18 protein-coding genes and 1 tRNA gene are annotated in these 20,119 nt (G+C 65.6%); all 19 read left to right on the forward strand.

What is annotated here, in order from left to right:
• Positions 1 to 32: 32 nt before the first annotated feature.
• Positions 33 to 650: a nucleotide exchange factor GrpE gene (locus AAF184_01455; protein ID MEO0420971.1), complete on the forward strand. Its 618-nt coding sequence runs from the start codon at positions 33 to 35 to the stop codon at positions 648 to 650.
• Positions 651 to 731: 81 nt separating this feature from the next.
• Positions 732 to 2,663, forward strand: coding sequence for a molecular chaperone DnaK (dnaK, locus tag AAF184_01460; GenBank protein ID MEO0420972.1), 1,932 nt, complete (start codon positions 732 to 734; stop codon positions 2,661 to 2,663).
• Positions 2,664 to 2,688: 25 nt separating this feature from the next.
• Positions 2,689 to 3,831, forward strand: coding sequence for a molecular chaperone DnaJ (gene dnaJ, locus AAF184_01465; protein ID MEO0420973.1), 1,143 nt, complete (start codon positions 2,689 to 2,691; stop codon positions 3,829 to 3,831).
• Positions 3,815 to 4,657 carry a 4-hydroxy-tetrahydrodipicolinate reductase gene (dapB, locus tag AAF184_01470; GenBank protein MEO0420974.1) on the forward strand — a complete coding sequence of 281 codons (843 nt, stop codon included), beginning with the start codon at positions 3,815 to 3,817 and terminating at the stop codon, positions 4,655 to 4,657. The genes dnaJ and dapB overlap by 17 nt, the downstream gene beginning before the upstream one ends.
• A gap of 223 nt (positions 4,658 to 4,880) precedes the next feature.
• On the forward strand, positions 4,881 to 6,029 hold the full coding sequence (gene carA / locus AAF184_01475) for a glutamine-hydrolyzing carbamoyl-phosphate synthase small subunit (protein ID MEO0420975.1): 1,149 nt from the start codon (positions 4,881 to 4,883) through the stop codon (positions 6,027 to 6,029).
• A complete protein-coding gene (carB, locus tag AAF184_01480; GenBank protein MEO0420976.1) occupies positions 6,013 to 9,240 on the forward strand; it encodes a carbamoyl-phosphate synthase large subunit in 3,228 nt (1,075 codons plus the stop codon). Before carA ends, carB begins: the two co-directional genes overlap by 17 nt.
• Positions 9,237 to 9,716, forward strand: a complete 480-nt coding sequence (greA, locus tag AAF184_01485) for a transcription elongation factor GreA (GenBank protein ID MEO0420977.1) — start codon at positions 9,237 to 9,239, stop codon at positions 9,714 to 9,716. The genes carB and greA overlap by 4 nt, the downstream gene beginning before the upstream one ends.
• Positions 9,717 to 9,837: 121 nt before the next feature.
• Positions 9,838 to 10,431 (forward strand): 23S rRNA (uridine(2552)-2'-O)-methyltransferase RlmE, encoded by a 594-nt coding sequence (rlmE, locus tag AAF184_01490; GenBank protein ID MEO0420978.1) that lies wholly within the window; start codon positions 9,838 to 9,840, stop codon positions 10,429 to 10,431.
• A gap of 103 nt (positions 10,432 to 10,534) precedes the next feature.
• A complete protein-coding gene (gene ftsH, locus AAF184_01495; GenBank protein ID MEO0420979.1) occupies positions 10,535 to 12,472 on the forward strand; it encodes an ATP-dependent zinc metalloprotease FtsH in 1,938 nt (645 codons plus the stop codon).
• Positions 12,473 to 12,630: 158 nt separating this feature from the next.
• Positions 12,631 to 13,980: a phosphoglucosamine mutase gene (glmM, locus tag AAF184_01500; GenBank protein MEO0420980.1), complete on the forward strand. Its 1,350-nt coding sequence runs from the start codon at positions 12,631 to 12,633 to the stop codon at positions 13,978 to 13,980.
• 58 nt (positions 13,981 to 14,038) lie between these two features.
• A complete protein-coding gene (gene tpiA / locus AAF184_01505) occupies positions 14,039 to 14,803 on the forward strand; it encodes a triose-phosphate isomerase (protein ID MEO0420981.1) in 765 nt (254 codons plus the stop codon).
• A gap of 30 nt (positions 14,804 to 14,833) precedes the next feature.
• Positions 14,834 to 15,211, forward strand: a complete 378-nt coding sequence (gene secG / locus AAF184_01510) for a preprotein translocase subunit SecG (protein ID MEO0420982.1) — start codon at positions 14,834 to 14,836, stop codon at positions 15,209 to 15,211.
• 42 nt (positions 15,212 to 15,253) lie between these two features.
• Positions 15,254 to 15,338, forward strand: a tRNA-Leu gene (locus AAF184_01515).
• Positions 15,339 to 15,462: 124 nt separating this feature from the next.
• Positions 15,463 to 15,819 carry an NADH-quinone oxidoreductase subunit A gene (locus tag AAF184_01520; protein MEO0420983.1) on the forward strand — a complete coding sequence of 119 codons (357 nt, stop codon included), beginning with the start codon at positions 15,463 to 15,465 and terminating at the stop codon, positions 15,817 to 15,819.
• Positions 15,820 to 15,833: 14 nt separating this feature from the next.
• Positions 15,834 to 16,331, forward strand: a complete 498-nt coding sequence (locus tag AAF184_01525) for an NADH-quinone oxidoreductase subunit B family protein (protein ID MEO0420984.1) — start codon at positions 15,834 to 15,836, stop codon at positions 16,329 to 16,331.
• Positions 16,332 to 16,337: 6 nt separating this feature from the next.
• The gene (locus AAF184_01530; protein MEO0420985.1) at positions 16,338 to 17,063 is read left to right on the forward strand and encodes an NADH-quinone oxidoreductase subunit C; all 726 of its coding nucleotides are present in this window, start codon (positions 16,338 to 16,340) and stop codon (positions 17,061 to 17,063) included.
• A gap of 3 nt (positions 17,064 to 17,066) precedes the next feature.
• Positions 17,067 to 18,317, forward strand: a complete 1,251-nt coding sequence (locus tag AAF184_01535) for an NADH-quinone oxidoreductase subunit D (GenBank protein MEO0420986.1) — start codon at positions 17,067 to 17,069, stop codon at positions 18,315 to 18,317.
• Positions 18,314 to 18,820, forward strand: a complete 507-nt coding sequence (nuoE, locus tag AAF184_01540; GenBank protein ID MEO0420987.1) for an NADH-quinone oxidoreductase subunit NuoE — start codon at positions 18,314 to 18,316, stop codon at positions 18,818 to 18,820. The genes AAF184_01535 and nuoE overlap by 4 nt, the downstream gene beginning before the upstream one ends.
• Positions 18,817 to 20,118 (forward strand): NADH-quinone oxidoreductase subunit NuoF, encoded by a 1,302-nt coding sequence (gene nuoF / locus AAF184_01545; GenBank protein ID MEO0420988.1) that lies wholly within the window; start codon positions 18,817 to 18,819, stop codon positions 20,116 to 20,118. Before nuoE ends, nuoF begins: the two co-directional genes overlap by 4 nt.
• Position 20,119: the final 1 nt, after the last annotated feature.

Here is a 20,119-nt window from a genome sequence, read left to right on the forward strand (position 1 = left end):
GGCAGATTTGCGTCGTATTTTTGGAGTGAGGGATGACAAACCAGTCCACCCCGGGCGGGGCCACGCCCGAGTCCGCCGAGGCGGCAGGAGTCGAGGAGGCCACCGCAGGTGGTGCACCAGCACCCGGGAGCGCCGACGAGCTCGAGCTGCTGCGCCAGGAGCGCGACGGCGCCCGCGAGGAGGCCCAGCAGAACCACGACCGTTTCCTGCGTGAGGCCGCCGAGCTGCAGAACCTTCGCAAGCGCGCCGTCGAACGCGAGGAGAAGGCGCGCAAGTTCGCCGTCGACCGCTTCGCGAGCGATCTGCTGAACGTGAAGGACAGCCTGGAGATGGGCCTGACGGCCGCCGCCTCCGAGCCCACCGTCGATTCCCTTCAGGAAGGGATGGAGGCCACCCTGCGCCAGCTGGAGCAGGCCTTCGAGAAGGCGAACCTCACGGTCATCGATCCCTCCGACGAGCCCTTCGATCCTCGCCAGCACGAGGCGATGGCGATGCAGGAAGTGCCGGGCCTCACCGAAGAGAAGGTGCTGGCAGTGATCCAGAAGGGCTACCTGCTGCACGACCGTGTGCTGCGCCCCGCGCGGGTGATGGTGGGCAAGCCTGCCCCCGCGCCGGCCAGCGACGCGCCAACCCCCGACGCCGAGGGCTGACGGCACGGCTTGAAGCCGGCGCCGGCGCCCCTATCTATCAGGCTAACTTCGATCCCAATCGCATAGAGCGGAGCAACTTACATGGGCAAGATCATCGGTATCGACCTTGGTACCACCAACTCCTGCGTCGCCGTCATGGAAGGCGGCCAGGCCAAGGTCATCGAAAACAGTGAGGGCGATCGCACGACGCCTTCCATCGTCGCCTTCAAGGACGACGAGGTGCTGGTCGGCCAGCTGGCAAAGCGCCAGGCCATCACCAACCCTGAGAACACCCTGTTCGCCATCAAGCGCCTCATCGGTCGTCGCTTCGAAGACGACGTGGTGCAGAAGGACATCGACCTGGTGCCCTACAAGATCGTGAAGGCGGACAACGGCGATGCCTGGGTCGAGGCCCAGGGCAAGAAGATGGCCGCGCCGGAAGTCTCGGCGCGCGTGCTGATGAAGATGAAGCAGACGGCCGAGGACTACCTGGGTGAGAAGATCACCGAGGCGGTCGTCACCGTGCCTGCCTACTTCAACGACTCCCAGCGCCAGGCCACCAAGGATGCCGGCAAGATCGCCGGCCTCGAGATCAAGCGCATCATCAACGAGCCCACCGCAGCGGCCCTTGCCTACGGCATGGACAAAAAGCGCGGCGACTCGAAGATCGCGGTCTACGACCTCGGCGGCGGCACCTTCGACGTGTCCATCATCGAGATCGCCGAAGTGGACGGCGAGCACCAGTTCGAAGTGCTGGCCACCAACGGTGACACCTTCCTCGGCGGTGAGGACTTCGACAAGCGCATCATCGATTACCTGGCGGACAGCTTCCACAGCGACCAGGGCATCGACATCCGCAAAGATCCCCTGGCCATGCAGCGTCTGAAGGACGCCGCGGAGCAGGCCAAGATCGCCCTGTCTTCCTCGCAGCAGACGGAAGTCAACCTGCCGTACATCACCGCCGACGCCTCGGGGCCGAAGCACCTCAACATCAAGTTGAGCCGTGCCAAGCTGGAGTCCTTGGTGGACGACCTGATCACCCGCACCATCGCGCCGTGCAAGGTCGCCCTGAAGGACGCTGGCCTCAGCGTGAAGGACGTGGACGATGTGATCCTGGTCGGCGGTCAGATCCGCATGCCCAAGGTGCAGGAGGCCGTGCAGGACTTCTTCGGCCGTGAGCCGCGCAAGGACGTGAACCCGGACGAGGCCGTGGCCGTGGGCGCCGCGATCCAGGCCGGCGTGCTTGCCGGTGACGTGAAGGACGTGCTGCTCCTCGACGTGACGCCGCTCTCGCTCGGCATCGAGACGCAGGGTCGCATCATGACCAAGCTGATCGAGAAGAACACCACGATCCCGACCAAGGCGCAGCAGGTGTTCTCCACCGCCGACGACAACCAGACGGCCGTGACCATCCACGTGCTGCAGGGTGAGCGCGAGCGTGCCGACGACAACAAGTCCCTCGGCAAGTTCGACCTGTCGGATATTCCGCCGGCTCCACGCGGCATTCCTCAGATTGAAGTGAGCTTCGACCTGGATGCGAACGGTATCCTCAACGTATCGGCCAAGGACAAGGCCACGGGCAAGGAACAGAACATCGTCATCAAGGCCTCCAGCGGTCTCTCCGATGAAGAGATCGAGCAGATGGTCAAGGACGCTGAGCTGCACGCCGATGAGGATCGCAAGTTCCGCGAGCTCGTCGACGCCCGCAACCAGGCCGAGTCGATGATCAACGGCGTCGAGAAGGCCATCAAGGAACTCGGTGACGACAAGGTCAGCGAGGAGGAGAAGGGCAAGGTGGACGCTGCGATCGCGGAGCTGAAGTCCGCCATCGAGGGCGACGACAAGGACGCCATCGAGGAGAAGACCCAGGCGCTGGCAGCAGCGTCCGGCGACATCGCCCAGCGTGCTTACGCCGCCACCGAAGGTGACGGTGAGGCGGCGGCGGAAGGGGCTGGCGAAAGCGGCGCCAAGGCCGATGCGGAAGATGTGGTCGACGCGGAGTTCGAAGAACTCAAGACCGAAGAGCGTAAGTAAGCCGACAGGCGAGGCGACAGACTAGATGGCAGATCTCTACCAAACGCTCGGTGTCTCGCGCACCGCCACCGCGGATGAGATCCGCAAGGCCTTCAAGCGCCTCGCCATGAAGCACCATCCGGATCGCAATCCGGATGACCCGGAAGCGGAAAACCGCTTCAAGGAGGTCAAGCAGGCTTACGACGTTCTTAGCGACGCCGAGAAGCGGGCCGCCTACGATCGATTTGGTGATGCCGCCTTGAACGGTGGCATGGGCGGTCCCGGCGGTGGCGGCGGCGGCTTCGAAGATCTCAACGACGTGTTCAACGAGATCTTCGGCGACGTCTTCGGCGGTGGCGCCCGTCGCGGTGGCGGCGGCCGTCGCTCGCGCGTAATGCGTGGCGCGGACATCGCCTACGACCTGGAGCTGGAGCTCGAGGAGGCGGTGTTCGGTACCACGGTCGAGATCGAGGTGCCGAACACGGCCCAATGTGGCACCTGTGACGGCAGCGGCGCCGAACCCGGCAGCGAGCCCGAAACCTGTGAGACTTGCGGCGGACGCGGTCAGGTCCGCGTCCAGCAGGGGTTCTTCTCCCTGCAGCAACCCTGCCCGCGGTGTGGCGGGCGTGGCGTGCGCATCACCGACCCCTGCCGTACCTGTGACGGGCAAGGCCGGGTCGAGGAGTCGCGTCGGCTGTCCGTGAAGGTGCCGGCGGGCGTCGATGATGGCGATCGGATCCGCCTCTCCGGCGAAGGGGAGACCGGTCGCAACGGCGGGCCGCCAGGGGATCTGTACGTCGAGATCCGGACCAAGGAGCATCCGCTCTTCACCCGCGACGGTCGCGACCTGCACTGCGAGATTCCGGTCTCCTACGCTACCGCCGTTCTCGGCGGCCAGGTCGAAGCGCCGACCTTGTCCGGTCCCGTCTCGCTCAAGGTGCCCGTGGGTACTCAGGCCGGGCGTGTATTCCGCATGAGTGGCAAGGGCGTACGGCCCGTTCGCGGGGGTGCCACCGGCGACCTCTACTGCCGAGTCACCGTGGAGACGCCGGTCAATCTCACGGGCCACCAGAAGGACCTGCTGCGCAAGTTCGAGGAATCCCTGCAAGAGGATACGGGGCGCCACAGTCCGCGCTCGCGCGGCTGGCTAGACGGCGTCAAAGAGTTCTTCGATGACCTCCGCTCCTGATCGGAGCGGGGCGAGCACACCACTTCGCATCGCACTGTTCGGCGCGTCTGGTCGTATGGGAGGCGCGGTGGCGCGCACCATCGCCGAGCAGGGTGGCGCCGTGCGCCTCACCGGGGCCTGCGTTTCGCGTGAGAGCCACGCGCTAGGAAAATCCCTCGGTGAGCTGTTCGCGTTGCCGAGCGAGGCGGGCGGCCAAGTGGTCACGGTGAACGAACCTGCCGACGCCCTCGCCGACGCGGACGTCGCCATCGATTTCAGTCTGCCCGCGGCCACCCCGGCCTACGCGACCGCGTGTGCCCGAGCCCGCTGTGCCCTGGTGAGCGGGGTGACGGGTTTGGACGCGGCCGCCGAAGCCGCGCTCGAGAGCGCCGCCGAGGAGATTCCGGTGCTGCACGGTCGCAACATGAGCCTCGGCGTCAACCTCCTGGCCCTGGCCTTGCGCACGGTAGCGGCGCACTTGCCCGCGGCGGCCTACGACGCCGAGATCCACGAGTGGCACCATCGCGGCAAGCGCGACGCACCCTCAGGCACCGCCTTGATGCTGGGCGAGGCGATCGCGGCGACGCGCGGCGATGAGCTGGCGATGCAGCCCGACCGCGCAGGCCTGCGCGAGGTGGGCACGATCGGCGTGGCGGTGAATCGTGGTGGCGACGTCGCCGGCGAGCATACGGTCACCTTCGCTGGCGACGGCGAGCGCCTGGAGTTCACCCACCGCGCGGGTGGGCGCGAGGGGTTTGCGCGCGGCGCTGTGCTCGCGGCCCGCTGGTTGGTCGACCGGGCCCCGGGGCGCTACCAGATGAGCGACGTGCTGAGCCTGGAGCGCTAGCGCTGAGGAACCCCTTCGGCGCGGACTTCTCTGGCGCCGTCGCCGACGCTCCCGTATCATCCACTCCTCAGGATGTCGCCGCGCGACGTACCTGAGCGAATCAGTGCGGGAGGGCTCCATCCGGGGTTCTCCCGCTTTTCGTATGTGCGGCTCATTCAGGGGCCGGTGCGAAACGCCTGAGCGCCGCCGGTGCTGCCCATCCCCATCCACGGAGGAGAGTGTTTTGAATCAGCCTGCGACGCTGGCTTTGGCGGATGGCACCGTGTTTACCGGTCGACTCGGCGGGGTGGCCGGAGAGGCCGTCGGTGAGGTGGTGTTCAACACCGCGTGTACGGGGTACCAGGAGATCTTGAGCGATCCCTCCTACGCGCGCCAGCTGGTCACGCTGACTCAGCCGCACATCGGCAACACGGGGGCCACGCCCGAGGATATGGAGAGTGCTCAGGTGCAAGCCGCCGGCCTCATCGTGCGAGATATCCCTAAGCGCCATTCGAACTGGCGGGCTACGAGTTCCCTGCAGGAATTCCTGGTCGAGCAGCAAGTCACTGCTATCAGCGACGTTGATACGCGTGCGCTGACCAGACACATCCGCGAGCACGGCGCCCAGGCGGGGTGCATCGTCGACGGCGAGGGTGAGGAGGCCACCGCACGCGCCCTGGTGGCGGCGCGCGAGTTCGCTGGCTTGTCGGGCATGGACCTGGCCAAGGTGGTGAGCACCCAGGAGGCCTACCATTGGGGTGAGGGCGCCTGGCGCCACGCCCAGGACGGCGAGGCCCCATCGCACGGCAAACGTCACCGTGTGGTCGCCTTCGACTTTGGCGTGAAGCGCAACATCCTGCGCCTGCTCCACGACGCGGGCTGCGAGGTGACGGTGGTGCCGGCGCAAACCACCGCCCAGGAGGTCTTCGATCTGCGGCCGGACGGCGTCTTCCTCTCCAACGGACCGGGCGATCCGGAGCCCTGCGACTACGCGATCCGCGCCATCCGTGACGTGCTCGCCCGCGGCGTGCCGACCTTCGGCATCTGCCTTGGCCATCAGCTGTTGGGTCTGGCCGCCGGCGCGCGCACGCAGAAGATGAAGTTCGGTCACCACGGCGCCAACCACCCGGTACTGGAGGCCGCGAGCTGTCGGGTCTACATCACCAGCCAGAACCACGGCTTCGTGGTGGACGAAGACAGCCTGCCGGCCAACGTTCGCGTTAGTCACCGGTCGCTCTTCGATGAGTCTCTGCAAGGCATCGAGTTCACGGACCTGCCGGCCTTCGGCTTTCAAGGGCATCCGGAGGCGAGCCCGGGGCCGCATGACATCAGGCCCCTGTTCGAGCGTTTCGCCAAGGCCATGGAGGAGGGCACCGATGCCGCGTCGCACTGATATCGAGAGCATCCTGATCATCGGTGCGGGGCCGATCGTGATCGGCCAGGCCTGCGAGTTCGACTACTCGGGCACCCAGGCGTGCCGCGCGCTACGCGAGGAGGGCTACCGGGTCATCCTGGTCAACTCCAACCCGGCCACGATCATGACCGATCCGGAAACCGCCGACGCGGTCTACATCGAGCCCCTGCACTGGACGGCCCTGGCGCGGGTCATCGCCAAGGAACAACCGGACGCGCTCCTGCCCACCATGGGCGGGCAGACCGCCCTCAACTGTGCCCTGGACCTCGCGCGCGAAGGCGTGCTGGAGCGTTACGGGGTGGAGATGATCGCCGCGTCCTCCGAAGCGATCGACATGGCCGAGGACCGGGACCTCTTCCGTCGCGCCATGTCGGAGATCGGCCTCGAGTCCCCGCACTCGCACATGGCCTACAACCTGGAGCAGGCGCTCGAGACGCAGACCAGCATCGGCTACCCCACGGTGATCCGTCCCTGCTTCACGCTCGGGGGTAGCGGTGGCGGGGTGGCGTTCAACCGCGAGGAGTTTGTCGAGATCGTCGAGCGCGGCCTCGACCTCTCGCCGACCACCGAGGTGCTGATCGAGGAGTCCGTGCTCGGCTGGAAAGAGTACGAGATGGAGGTGGTGCGGGATAAGAACGACAACTGCATCATCGTCTGCGCCATCGAGAACCTCGACCCGATGGGCGTGCACACGGGGGACTCGATCACCGTGGCGCCGGCGCAGACCCTCACTGACAAGGAATACCAGCGCATGCGGGACGCCTCGCTGGCGGTGCTGCGCAAGGTGGGCGTGGAGACCGGCGGCTCGAACGTGCAGTTCGCCCTCAACCCCGCCGACGGGCGCATGCTGGTGATCGAGATGAACCCGCGCGTCTCGCGCTCCTCGGCGCTGGCGTCGAAGGCCACGGGATTCCCGATCGCTCGGGTCGCCGCCAAGCTGGCCGTGGGCTACACCCTCGATGAGCTACGCAACGAGATCACGGGCGATGCGATTCCGGCGTCCTTCGAGCCGACCATCGACTACGTGGTGACCAAAGTGCCGCGCTTCGCCTTCGAGAAGTTCCCCGGCGCCAACTCCAGCCTGACCACGCAGATGAAGTCGGTCGGTGAGGTCATGGCCATCGGCCGCACCTTCAAGGAGTCCGTGCAGAAGGCCCTACGCGGCCTGGAGACGGGTGCGGCCGGCTTCGATGACATGCTCGATGGCGGCGAAGTAGACGAGGACGCCCTGCGCCGCATCCGCTACGAGCTGCGCATCGCTCGTCCGGAGCGCCTGTGGTTCGTCGCCGAGGCCCTGCGCGTGGGGATCAGCTTCGATGAGGTGCAGGCCCTCAGTCAGATCGACCCTTGGTTCCTCGAGCAGCTGGCGGAGCTGATCGACGATGAGCGCTTCGTGCGCAGCCAGTCCCTGGATAGCCTCGATGCCCCGGCGATGCGGCAACTGAAGCGCAATGGATTCTCCGACGCTCGCCTGGCGCGCCTGCTAGGCACCGACGAGGACGCGGTTCGTGTGCGGCGCCACGCGCTCGGCGTGCACCCGGTGTACAAGCGCGTGGACAGCTGTGCCGCAGAGTTCGCATCGCCCACGGCCTACCTGTACTCCACCTATGAGCAGGCCTGCGAGGCGGAGCCGACGGACGAGCGCAAGATCATGATCCTCGGCGGCGGCCCCAATCGCATCGGCCAGGGGATCGAATTCGACTACTGCTGCGTACACGCCGCCATGGCCCTGCGCGAAGACGGCTTCGAGGCCATCATGGTCAACTGCAACCCGGAGACCGTCTCCACGGACTTCGACACCTCGGATCGCCTCTACTTCGAGCCCCTGACGCTCGAGGATGTGCTGGAGATCGTGCGTGTCGAGAAGCCCGAGGGGGTGATCGTGCAGTACGGCGGGCAGACCCCGCTGAAGCTGGCGCGCGCCCTGGAGCGAGCAGGTGTGCCGATCATCGGTACTTCGCCTGACGCCATCGACCGCGCCGAAGATCGCGATCGCTTCCAGCAGGTGATCGACGAGCTGGGGTTGCGTCAACCGCGCAACCGCACAGCGCGCACGGTCGACGAGGCGTTGGCAGCGGCTGCTGAGGTCAGATACCCGCTCGTCGTGCGTCCGTCCTACGTGCTTGGCGGGCGTGCCATGGAGATCGTCTTCAGCGACGAGGAGCTGGCCGAATACATGCAGTGGGCGGTGCGGGTGTCGAACGACAGCCCCGTGCTCCTCGACAGCTTCCTCGACATGGCCGTCGAGGTGGACGTCGATGCGGTCTACGACGGTGAGGACGTGCTCATCGGCGGCATCATGGAACACATCGAGCAAGCGGGGGTGCATTCGGGCGACTCGGGCTGCTCCCTGCCTTCCGCCACCCTTAGCGAGGCGGTGTGCGAACAGTTGGAGGCGCAGGTGACCATGCTGGCCAAAGCGCTCAACGTACGTGGCTTGATGAACACCCAGTTTGCGATCCAGGGCGAAGACATCTTTGTGCTCGAGGTGAATCCTCGGGCCTCGCGTACGGTGCCGTTCGTCTCCAAGGCGATCGGTGAGCCGTTGGCCAAGGTGGCCGCGCGCGTGATGGCCGGTCAGTCCTTGAAGGAGCAGGGGGTACCCCTGCGCTACTCGCCGCGGCACTATTCGGTGAAGGAGTCTGTCTTCCCCTTCGCGAAGGTCCCCGGAGCGGACCCGATCCTGGGTCCCGAGATGAAGTCGACCGGAGAGGTGATGGGCACCGGTGGGTCCTTCGGCGAGGCCTACGCCAAGGCGCAGCTCGCCTCCGGTGTGGTGCTGCCGCGGGGCGGGGCAGCGTTGCTCAGCGTGCGCAACCGCGACAAGCCCGCCGCAATCGCCCTGGCCCGTCTGTTACTCGAACGGGGCTTCGAGCTGGTGGCGACGGCCGGCACGGCCAAAGCCCTGAGTGATGCCGGTTTTCCATGCAAACGGATCAATAAGGTAATGGAAGGTCGTCCACACATCGTGGACGCGATCAAGAACGGTGACATCAGCCTGATCGTCAATACGACCGAGGGCAAGCAGGCGATTCGCGAGTCGCAGTCGATCCGCCGCGAAGCGGTGCTGCGCAAGGTCACCTACTACACAACATTGTCCGCGGCGCGTGCGACCTGCCTGGCGATCGATCACCTCGACGACGCGGCGGTCAATCGCCTGCAGGATCTGCACCGGGAGATGGTGAAATGACCAAGAAGGTTCCCCTGACGGCGCGTGGCGCCGAGCTGCTGCGCGAGGAATTGCGCAAGCTCAAGTACGAGGATCGCCCGCGGGTGATCGAGGCGATCGCCGAGGCCCGTGAGCACGGTGACCTGAAGGAGAACGCCGAGTACCACGCGGCCCGTGAGCAGCAGAGCTTCATGGAGGGCCGCATCGCCGAGATCGAGAGCACCCTCTCGCTGGCCGACATCATCGACGTCACCAAGATGACCAACAACGGTCGGGTGGTCTTCGGCGCCACCGTGCACCTGTACGACCCGGACGAGGACGAGAAGCGTGTCTACCGCATCGTCGGCGAGGACGAGGCCGACGTGAAGCAGGGGCTCATCTCCGTGAGCTCCCCGATCGCGCGGGCGCTCATCGGTAAGAACCAGGACGATGAGGTCGAAGTGCAGGCGCCCGGCGGCGTCCGCGTGTTCGAGATTGAACGCGTCGAGTACCTCTGACACACGCGGCGCTATTCATGTTGTCTGAATCTACTGTTTCGCCCCTGCCGAAACTCTCCTCCAGGGACGTGCTGAGGATTCACTAGTGGCTAACGGCGTGAGGCGAGGGCGCGGCACCTGGATGCAGGAGCAGTTGTCGGACCCTTACGTCAAGCGTGCCCACCGCGAGGGCGCGCGCTCCCGGGCGCTCTACAAGCTCTCCGAACTGCTCGACAACCAGCGCTTGATTCGCCCCGGCATGAACGTGGTGGACCTGGGTGCGGCGCCGGGCGGGTGGAGCCAGCATGTGGCCAAGCTGCTAGACGGCAACGGGCGCGTGGTGGCAGTGGACCTGCTCGAGATGCCGACGATCGCCGGGGTTCACTTCTTGCAAGGGGATTTCCGCGAGCAGGAAGTGCTCGACGCGGTGCTTGAAGCCCTCGGCGGCGAGCCGGCGAATCTTGTAATGAGCGATATGGCCCCCAATCTCAGCGGACAGCGGGCGGTCGATCAGCCTCGCGCCATGTATTTGGCGGAACTGGCGCTCGATTTTGCGCAGCGGACCCTGGCCCCGGGCGGTGCCCTGATCGTAAAACTGTTTCAGGGCGAGGGCTTCGATGAGTACCTGCGGACGGTGCGTCAGCAGTTCGGCTCGGTGAAGAATCGCAAGCCCGCGGCGTCGCGATCTCGCAGCCGGGAGATGTACCTCGTGGCGCGCGATTTCAAGGGCGCGTGAGGGCGGCCGCGGCAGGGGCTTCGCTGGTGATGAACCTGAGCGTGTAGTACTGTCTAAACAGCCAGATAGGCGATTTTTCGGGCACCCCCCGACGGAGTTTCGTTTGAACGACTTAACCAAGAACATCATCCTTTGGATAGTGATCGCGGTCGTGCTGTTCTCGGTCTTTACGAGTTTCGGCAGCGCCAGTCGCGCGTCGCAGGAGATCTCCTACTCGGAGTTCGTGCGCCGGGTGGAATCCGGTGACGTCCAAGAGGTGGAGTTCCAGAGCGACGGCGTCACCATCCAGGGCCGCATGCGCGGTAGCCGACAGTTCGTCACCTTCAGCCCCGAGACCAACAACGAAGCGTTGATCGGTGAGCTGTTGGAGAACGACGTGGCGATCAGCCACGCGGAGCCGCAGCGAACGAACGTGCTCCAACAGCTGTTCATCTCCTCCTTCCCCATCCTGCTGCTGATCGCGGTGTGGGTGTACTTCATGCGCCAGATGCAAGGCGGCGCCGGCGGCCGCGGAGCGATGGCCTTCGGCAAGAGCAAGGCGCGCCTGCTCGGTGAGGACCAGGTCAACGTCACCTTTGGCGATGTGGCCGGCGTCGAGGAGGCGAAGGAAGAAGTTAGCGAAATCGTTGACTTCCTGAAGGACCCCGCCAAGTTCCAGCGCCTCGGCGGCAAGATCCCGCGCGGTGTGCTCATGGTCGGCTCGCCGGGCACTGGTAAGACGCTCCTGGCCCGCGCCATCGCGGGTGAGGCCAAGGTGCCGTTCTTCACCATCTCCGGCTCGGACTTCGTGGAGATGTTCGTCGGCGTGGGTGCCTCCCGCGTGCGAGACATGTTCGATCAGGCGAAGAAGCACGCGCCGTGCATCATCTTCATCGACGAGATCGACGCCGTGGGTCGCCACCGTGGCGCAGGCCTCGGCGGTGGCCACGACGAGCGTGAGCAGACCCTCAACCAGCTGCTGGTGGAGATGGACGGCTTCGAAGGCAACGAGGGCATCATCGTCATCGCGGCCACCAACCGTCCCGACGTCCTTGACCCGGCGCTGCTGCGACCCGGTCGCTTCGACCGCCAGGTGGTGGTGCCCCTGCCCGATGTACGCGGGCGTGAGCAGATTCTGCGCGTGCACATGCGCAAGGTCCCCGTCGGCGACGACGTGCGGCCCGGCATCATCGCCCGCGGTACGCCCGGCTTCTCCGGCGCTGATCTCGCCAACCTCGTGAACGAGGCCGCTCTGTTCGCGGCGCGAGCCAACCGCCGCATCGTGGGCATGGACGAGTTCGATCGCGCCAAGGACAAGATCATGATGGGTGCCGAGCGGCGCTCGATGGTGATGAGCGAGAAGGAAAAGGAGCTGACGGCGTACCACGAGGCAGGGCACGCCATCGTGGGGTTGACGGTTCCCGATCACGATCCCGTGTACAAGGTCACCATCATCCCGCGCGGTCGAGCCCTCGGCGTGACGATGTTCCTGCCGGAGGAGGATCGCTACAGCTCTAGCAAGCGGCGCCTCGAAAGCCAGATATCAAGCTTGTTCGGTGGTCGTCTCGCCGAGGAGATGGTCTTCGGTGCCGATGCGGTGACGACCGGAGCTTCCAGCGACATCGAACGCGCCACCGACATCGCGCGCAACATGGTCACCAAGTGGGGCTTGTCCGACAAGCTCGGCCCACTGACCTACAGCGAAGACGATGGTGAGGTGTTCCTCGGTCGCTCGGTCACCCAGCACAAGCAGGTGTCCGATGTGACGGCGCACACGATCGACGTCGAGGTGCGAGACATCATCGACCGCAACTACGATCGGGCCAAGCAGATCCTCACGGACAGGTTCGACAAGTTGGAGGCGATGGCCAAGGCGCTGATCAAGTTCGAGACCATTGGCGAGGATCAGATCGCGGACATCATGGATGGCCGTGATCCGCGGCCGCCCGAGGGTTGGGACGAGAGTGGCGGTAGCCCGCCGCCGCCGCGTCGCGATCCTTCGCCACCGGCCGCCCCGGCCGGTGAGATCCCGACGACTACGGCTACGCGTAACCAGCCGTAACCGGCTCGCCGCGGCCTTGCCCGCGGCGGCTTGAGCCGTCAGTGCCGATCGCGGCGCTGGCGGCTTTTTTGTACACCGAACGGAAATCCTACGCGTTGAGCAAACGAGTGTGACCGTATGCCGGGGCGAGGGGTTGAACTCCGTTATGATCGACGGTTATGGGAAAATACTTCGGCACTGATGGAATACGAGGGCGCGTCGGCCAGGCGCCGATGACGGTGGACTTCGCTGTGCGCCTGGCGGGCGCCGCTGGGCGGGTGCTCACGCCGGGCGGGGGCCGCGTTGTGGTCGGCAAGGACCCGCGCCTCTCCGGGTACATGTTCGAGTCCGCCTTGGAGGCGGGCTTCGTGGCGGCGGGCGTCGACGTGAAGCTGTTGCAGGTGATGCCCACGCCCGGGATCGCGTTCCTGACCAAGGCGCTCGGGGCCGATTTCGGCGTCGTCATCAGCGCCTCGCACAACCCGTACTTCGACAACGGCATCAAGTTCTTCGATCACCGAGGCAGCAAGCTCTCGGACCATACGGAGGCGGCAATCGAGCGCGCCCTGGAAGAGCCGGTCACCACCAACGACCCGGCGTCACTGGGCAAGGCGGAGCGCCGCTACGATGCGGTGGACCGCTACCACGCCTTCTGTCGCCAGTCCGTCGGCGACACGGATTTCAGCGGCCTGAATCTGGTCGTCGACTGCGCCAACGGCGCCACCTACAAGGTCGCGCCTCGGGTCTTCTCTGACTTGGGCGCGGATGTCATGACCATAGGCTGTTCGCCCAACGGCCGGAACATCAATGAAGGGTGCGGCTCGACGGCCCCAGACCGCCTGCGCACCACCGTGACCGCGGTGGGCGCGGATCTCGGCGTGGCCTTCGACGGCGACGGTGACCGAGTGCTTCTGGTCGGCCCGGACGGCAGCCTGATCGACGGCGACGACATGGTGTACCTGCTGGCGCTGGACCGTCAGCGTCGCGGCGAACTGAAGGGGCCGGTGGTCGGCACCCTGATGAGCAACCTGGGCCTCGAACTGGCCCTGCGTGAACACGGCATCGGCTTCGAGCGCACCAAGGTCGGGGACCGACACGTGCTGAGTCGCCTGCACGAAGTGCGCGGCACGATCGGCGGTGAGGGGTCGGGCCACGTGCTTTGCCTGGATCGCACCACCACCGGGGACGGCATCATCACCGCCCTGCAGGTGGTCGCTGCCTTGCGCGATAACGGTGGCGACCTCAAGGAGCAGCTGTCCGGCTTCTACAAATTCCCGCAGCACCTGGTGAACGTGCGTATCGACGAGCCGTTCGATTTCGCCGCGGACGCCAGCGTCGGCGCGGCGGTGGTGCGGGCGGAGGAACGCCTGGGCGCGCGGGGCCGCGTGTTGCTGCGAGCCTCGGGCACGGAGCCCCTGATTCGGGTGATGGTCGAGGGCGAGGATGAGAGCCTCGTGGCGGGGCTGGCCGCGGAGCTGGCGAGCGCAGTGCAGGCCGCAGCGCGTGGCCGTGGAGAGGCCTCGGCGTAAGCCATTGCGTTCCGGCGCCGTCCGGGCTACGATCGCGCGCTTTCATCGAGCAGCGTACGTGTCTAAGCCCGCATATCTCGTCGTCGGTAACTGGAAGATGCATGGCACCCGAGCGGGTGCTATCCGATTGATTTCAGAGATACTTGCGGCCCGATCAGAAGCATCGAGCGGGTGCCAGATGGCGGTGTGTCCGCCGGCGGTGCACATCGATGCGGTTGCGCAAAAGGCTGCCGGTCACGACGTGGCGGTAGGCGCGCAAGACGTGGCAGTGCCCGCGGCGGGCGCGCACACCGGCGACGTGTCGGCGCCGATGCTTGCGGACCTTGGTTGCCGCTACTGCATCGTCGGCCACTCGGAACGCCGGGCGGATCACGGTGAGAGCAGCGCTGAGGTCGCGTCGAAGTTCGCGTCCGCCAGGGAACATGGCCTCGTGCCGATCCTGTGTGTGGGCGAGACCGAGGCACAGCGCGCGAGTGGAGAGACCGAGAGCGTCATCGCCGAGCAGATCGGTGCGGTGCTCGAGGCGGAGACGGTAAAAGGGTTTGAAGGCGCCGTGGTGGCCTACGAACCCGTCTGGGCGATCGGCACAGGGCAGAGCGCCACGCCGGAGCAGGCCCAGGCGGTGCACAAGGCGATTCGGGCCCTGATCGGGAGCCACGATGCGGCGATCGCGTCGGCGCTACCGATCCTGTACGGCGGCAGCGTCAAGGCAGCGAATGCGGCTGAGCTGTTCGCCATGCGAGACATCAACGGCGGCCTCATCGGCGGCGCGTCCCTATCGCCCACGGATTTCCTGGCGATATGCGATGCAGCCGGCAGCTGAGTAGCACCGACAGGACAGGTTGAGAGGAACATGATTCAGAAGCTTTTGCTCGTCGCGCACGTGCTGATCGCCCTTGGCATCATCGCCTTCGTGCTGATCCAACGCGGCAAGGGCGCGGAGGCTGGCGCTGCCTTCGGTACCGGCGCGTCGGGCACGGTGTTCGGCTCGCGCGGCTCCGCCTCTTTCCTGACCCGCACCACGTCGGTGCTGGCAACGGCGTTCTTCGCCACCAGCCTGGCCTTGGCGTTCTTCGCCAACCAGCCGATTCGCCCCGGGGCTGGCAGCGTCATCGGCGCCGGGGACGTCGCGTCGGGCTCTATCCTCGATGAGGACGTGGCGCCGGCGGTGGTGGAAGACGAACTCCCGGATGCCCCCGAGGCGTCCCAAGAGGAGGACGGCACGCGCTAAGGCGCACGCCTACGCGCCTCGCGGGGCGCCATGATCAGCTTTGCGGATGTGGTGGAATTGGTAGACACGCTGTCTTGAGGGGGCAGTGGCGCGAGCCGTGCCGGTTCGAGTCCGGCCATCCGCACCATATCCTTGGCGGCCCCCGTTCGCGGGGCCGCCTACGGGTCGTCAGAAGAGCGCAAAACCCATCGTCTTGAAGGCCCTTCGCTGCTATTATCCTCGCCCGTCAAAGTTTGTGGGTGAGGCAGTCAATGGTCGCCGGGTACCTCCCGATTCTTATCTTCCTGTTGGTGGCCCTGGGGATGGGTATCGCCATGATCAGCATGGGCTTCCTGTTCGGTCGCGGGCGCAAGGATGGGGAGAAGCTCTCGGCCTACGAGTGCGGGTTTGAGCCGTTCGAGGATTCGCGAAACCGCTTCGATGTTCGCTACTACCTAGTGGCCATCCTGTTCATCATTTTCGATCTCGAGATCGCCTTCCTGTTTCCCTGGGCCGTGTCCCTCGACAGCATCGGCGGCTTCGGCCTGATGTCCATGGCCGTGTTCCTGTTCATTCTCGTGGTGGGGTTCATCTACGAGTGGCGTAAGGGGGCACTGGAATGGGATTGAACGCTGAGGACGCGATGCCGGCGGAAGAGGGCGCGCTAGCGCCTGTCGCCCAGGGCAAGGGGTGGGCCACCACCTCGATCGACACCCTGTTCAACTGGGCCCGCACAGGGTCCATGTGGCCGATGACCTTCGGCCTTGCCTGCTGCGCCGTCGAGATGATGCACGCGGGCGCCGCTCGCTATGACCTCGACCGCTTCGGCGTCGTCTTCCGGCCCAGTCCGCGCCAGTCGGACGTGATGATCGTGGCTGGCACCCTGGTGAACAAGATGGCGCCAGCGCTGCGTAAGGTGTACGACCAGATGCCCGAGCCCCGTTGGGTGATCTCCATGGGCTCGTGCGCCAACGGCGGCGGCTATTACCACTATTCGTACGCCGTCGTTCGGGGCTGCGATCGCATCGTCCCCGTGGATGTCTACGTGCCGGGTTGTCCGCCTACGGCGGAAGCGTTGGTGTACGGCATCATTCAGCTGCAGAAGAAGATTCGCCGCACGCACACGATCGCGCGGCAGTAGGAGCACATGAGCGAGACACTGGAAACGGTCGCTAGCAAGCTGGCCGAACGCTTTGGTGAGCGTGTTCGTCAGGTGCCTTCGAAGGTGGGTGAGCTGACGATCGAGGTTGCTGCCGCGGATTGGCGCGAAGTCTCCACCTCGTTACGTGATGAGTGCGGCTTCGAGATGCTGATGGATTTGTGCGGCGTGGACTACCTCGCCTACGGGGTGGACGAGTGGAAGGGGCAGCGCGCCACCGGGTCCGGGTTCAGCCGCGGCGTCAGCCGTGGTGCGGGCCATGCCACCGTGCCCGCAGATCGAAAGCGCTTCGCGGTGGTTGCCCACCTACAGTCGATCGCCCACAACCTACGCATGCGCGTGCGCACCTATTGTGAGCATGACGAGGCGCCCCTGGTGGCCTCGCTGGTGGAGGTGTGGGCGAGCGCGGACTGGTACGAGCGCGAGGCCTTCGATCTCTTTGGCATCCTCTTCGACGGTCATCCCGACCTGCGGCGCTTGCTCACGGATTACGGCTTCATCGGCCACCCGTTCCGCAAGGACTTCCCCCTGAGCGGTCACGTGCAGGTGCGATACGACCCGGCGGCCGGTCGGGTGGCCTACGAGCCGGTCGATGTGGAGCCTCGCACCCTGGTGCCCAAGGTGATTCGCGACGACCACCGCTACGAGGACGCGTTGCAGGAGGCAGGTTCCTTCCGCGATGCCCCGCCGACCACCACCCAGGAGAACGCTTAGGTCATGGCGGAGATCCAGAATCTCACGATGAACTTCGGTCCCCAGCACCCGGCCGCGCACGGCGTGCTGCGCCTGGTGCTGGAGATGGATGGCGAAGTGGTGCAGCAGGCAGATCCCCACGTGGGCCTGCTCCACCGCGGCACGGAAAAGCTCGCCGAGAGTAAGCCGTTCAACCAAAGCATCGGCTACATGGATCGTCTCGACTACGTGTCGATGATGGCCAACGAACATGGCTACGTGCTCGCCATCGAGAAGCTGCTCGGCATCGAAGCGCCGATTCGCGCCCAGTACATCCGCGTGATGTTCGATGAGATCACGCGCATCCTGAACCACCTCATGTGGCTAGGCGCCCACGGCCTCGACATCGGCGCCATGTCGATGTTCCTGTACTGCTTCCGCGAGCGCGAAGATCTGATGGATTGCTACGAGGCCGTCTCCGGCACCCGTATGCACGCCACCTACTATCGCCCCGGCGGCGTGTACCGCGATCTGCCTGAGACGATGCCCGAGTACCGTGCCAGCGAGTACCGCAGCCAGGCCGACGTGGACAAGCTGAACAAGAACCGCGGCTCCCTGCTCGATTTCATCGAGGACTTCACGGCGCGCTTCCCGGGCTGCGTCGACGACTACGAAACACTGCTGACGGACAACCGCATCTGGAAGCAGCGCACCGTGAACATCGGCGTGGTCACCCCCGAGCGTGCCATGCAGCTCGGGTTCTCCGGGCCGATGTTGCGCGGTTCAGGCATCGAGTGGGATCTGCGCAAGAAGCAACCCTACGAGGTGTACGACCGGGTCGACTTCGACATCCCCGTCGGCGTGAACGGCGATTGCTACGACCGTTACCTCGTGCGGGTGGAGGAGATGCGCCAATCGAACCGCATCATCAAGCAGTGCGTCGAGTGGCTGCGCGCGAACCCAGGCCCGGTGATGCTGGACGATCACAAGATCTCCCCGCCGAAGCGCAGCGAGATGAAGGGCGACATGGAATCGCTCATTCACCACTTCAAGCTGTACACGGAAGGCTATTGCGTGCCGGAAGGGGAGGCCTATGCCGCCGTCGAACACCCGAAGGGCGAGTTCGGCGTGTACATCGTCTCCGACGGGGCCAACAAGCCCTACCGGGTGAAGGTGCGTGCCGCGGGCTTCCCGCACATCGCCGCCATGAGCGAGATGGTGACCGGCCACATGCTGTCTGACGTGGTGGCCGTGATCGGCACCCAGGACATCGTATTCGGAGAGATCGACCGATGAGTGCGGAACCGCAAGTGGGCGCCGGTGAACTGTCAGCCCACACGCGCGAGGAAATCGACCACTGGCTGACCCGGTTCCCGACCGAACGTAAGCGCTCGGCAATCCTGGGCGGGCTGCGCGCGGCTCAGCACCAGAACGACGGATTCCTCACCACGGCCTTGATGGACGCGGTGGCGGACTACATCGGAGTGCCCCCCGTGCAGGCGTACGAGGTGGCCGCGTTCTACTCCATGTTCGAGACCAAGCCGGTGGGCCGGATCTCGATCTCCGTGTGCAACAACGTGTCGTGCATGCTGCGCGGGAGCGATGAGATCACCGCTCACCTGGAGCGCAAGCTTGGCATCAAGCGCGGTGAGAGCACGCCTGACGGCAAGTTCTACCTGAAGCCGGAAGAGGAGTGTCTGGCCGCCTGCACCGGGGCGCCTATGATGATGGTGGATCACGTCTACCACGAGTACCTCACGCCGGAGAAGGTGGATCAGATTCTGGATGCCATCGAATGACTACTGAGAACGCTAACCTCGTTGCCTTCGCCTCCCTGGGCGTCGATGAGCCCTGGACCTTGGAGCGCTACCGCGAGATCGGTGGGTACCAGGCCTGGGAGAAGATCCTGCGCGAGAAGATCCCGCCGGAAGAGGTGATCGAGATCGTCAAGGCCTCCGGCCTTCGCGGTCGTGGCGGTGCCGGCTTCCCGACGGGGCTCAAGTGGAGCTTCATGCCTCGCAACGCCCCGGTCCAGAAGTACGTGGTGTGCAACTCGGATGAGAGCGAGCCTGGCACCTGCCACGATCGGGACATCCTGCGCTACAACCCACACGCCTTGGTCGAGGGCATGGCCATCGCCGGCTATGCCATGGGCGCGACGGTGGGCTACAACTACATCCGCGGCGAGTTCATCGCCGAGCCGGTGCCGCGCTTCGAGGCGGCGGTGAAGGAGGCCTACGAGGCCGGCATGCTCGGCGAGGACGTGCAGGGTAGCGGTGTCGACTTCGATCTCTACACCTACGTGGGCGCCGGTGCGTACATCTGCGGCGAGGAGACAGGGCTGCTCGAATCGCTCGAGGGCAAGCCTGGCCGACCCCGCTTCAAGCCGCCGTTCCCGGCCAACTTCGGCCTTTACGGCAAGCCGACCACGGTCAACAACACCTATACGCTCTCGTCGGTGCCGTCGATCATCCGCAACGGTGCCGAGTGGTTCGCCAACCTCGGCCCCAAGGGCGCCGGTGGCACGGCCATCTACTCCGTGTCCGGTCACGTGGAGAAGCCCGGCAACTACGAGCTGCCCATGGGCACCCCCTTTGCGGAGTTGCTGGAGCGCTGCGGTGGCGTGCTCGGCGGGCGCAAACTCAAGGCGGTGATCCCCGGCGGATCCTCCGTGCCCGTGGTGCCAGGTGACACGATGATCACCTTGAACCTCGATTACGACTCTCTGAAAAGCGCGGGATCGGCCCTCGGCACGGGCGCCATCATGGTGATGGACGACACCACCTGCATGGTGCGCGTGCTCGAGCGCATCTCGCGTTTCTACTACGCCGAGAGCTGCGGTCAGTGCACGCCCTGCCGCGAGGGCACGGGTTGGATGTACCGGGTCATCAAGCGCATTCGCTCCGGCGGCGGCAAGCAGGAAGACCTGGACATGCTCGTCGACGTGGCGAACAAGATCGAGGGCCACACGATCTGCGCTCTCGGCGACGCTGCCGCCTGGCCCGTGCAGAGCTTCATGAAGCACTACCGACACGAATTCCAGCATTACATCGATCACGGCCGACCGCTGGTGGCAGACGCCAGCGTCGCTGCCTGAG

Source organism: Pseudomonadota bacterium (genome assembly GCA_039815145.1).
GTDB lineage: Bacteria > Pseudomonadota > Gammaproteobacteria > Steroidobacterales > JBCBZW01 > JBCBZW01.